The sequence below is a fragment of the Streptomyces mayteni genome (genome assembly GCF_054783955.1).
This window is the reverse complement of record NZ_BAAGPR010000261.1, coordinates 1-1,408: the sequence shown is the minus strand read 5'-3', so window position 1 is coordinate 1,408 and position 1,408 is coordinate 1. Positions and strand designations below refer to the sequence as shown.

Below are 1,408 nucleotides of genomic sequence, written 5' to 3'. Positions count from 1 at the left end.
GTGCTCATTAGGGGACCATCCCTTCTGCAGCCCTCACGGGTAGGGTTGTGACCTCTCGGTCCCGGTGGGTGCATGGCCAGTAGTGCGAGCCGTTTGACGGCCACTGTGAGTTCTGCCAGCCCCGCCGGGCCGAGGCCGTCTGATCGGCTTCAGGGACACGCCCCGCGGAGGGCCGATTAATGAGCTCCCGGCAGACGACCTCACCACCGGGCAGGTGCTCCTCGAACGACGTTGGAGTACGACGCACGTGTTCATCGGATGGGACTGGGCCACGGAGACGCATGACCTGACGGTTATGGACGAGTCCGGCAAGCGCGTCGACCGGTGGGAACTGCCCCACACCGAGGAGGGATTCGCCAGGACTGTGGCCCGGCTGCGTAAGCACGGCGACCCCGCCGACCTGCCCGTGGCCATCGAGACCACCCGGGGCCTGGCGGTGGACCGGCTGCTGGCGGCCGGTCACCCGGTGGTCCCGGTGCACCCGAACGCCTTCCACGCGATGCGGGCGCGCTGGGGTGCCTCCAAGGCGAAGACCGACGCGGGCGACAGCATGAAGCTCGCCGACTACCTGCGCACCGACGGTCACCTGCTGCCGAGGCTGGAGCCCACCGGGCAGGCCACCCTCGACCTCCAAGCCCTCACCCGCACTCGCGCCGATCACGTCGAGGCCAAGGTCGCCGCCGTCAACCAGCTCGCCGCACTGCTGGATACGCACTGGCCCGGCGGCAAGCACGTGTTCGCCAACCTCGACAGCGACATCGCCCTGGCCTTCCTGGAGCGTTACCCCACCCCGGCCACGGCCGCCAGGCTCACCGCGGGGCGCCTCGAAGCCTGGTGCAAGCGCCGCGGCTACTCCGGCCGACAGCCCGGCAGCGTCCTCATCGAACGTCTGCGCGCCGCCCCGAAGGCCGCGCCCCGTCTCGGCGAGGCCGTCATCGAACAGCTCGTCCGCGTCCAGGTCCAGCTCGTCCAGTCCATACGCGCGACGATCCGCACCCTGGACAAAGGCATCGCCGAGGCGACCAGGACCCACCCCTACGCGCCGCTGTTCGCCACCATGCCCCGGATCGGCAAGGTCAGCCTCGGCCAGGTCATCGGGGAGATCGGCCCGATCCTGGAGCGCGCCCAGACCTGCGAACAGCTCATCGCCGAGGCCGGCGTCGTCCCCGTCACCCGCGCCTCGGGCAAGTCCCGCACCGTCGCCTTCCGCTTCGCGACCAACCGCAGAGCCCGCATCGCCCTGACGACCTTCGCCGACAACAGCCGACACGGCAGCGACTGGGCCGCCAAGATCTACAACGACGCCAGGGCCCGCCAGAAGCGACACCCCCACGCCATCCGCATCCTCGCCCGAGCCTGGCTCCGGGTCATGTGGGCCTGCTGGCGCGACGGCACCTGCTACGACCCC

The 1,408-nt window shown here is 70.5% G+C and carries 1 protein-coding gene; it reads left to right on the top strand.

Annotated features, from left to right (window positions below):
* Nucleotides 1–214 precede the first annotated feature (214 nt).
* Nucleotides 215–1,408 (top strand): IS110 family RNA-guided transposase (locus tag ACYVPE_RS39785; protein WP_461038726.1); only part of this gene is annotated, 1,194 nt, incomplete at its 3' end.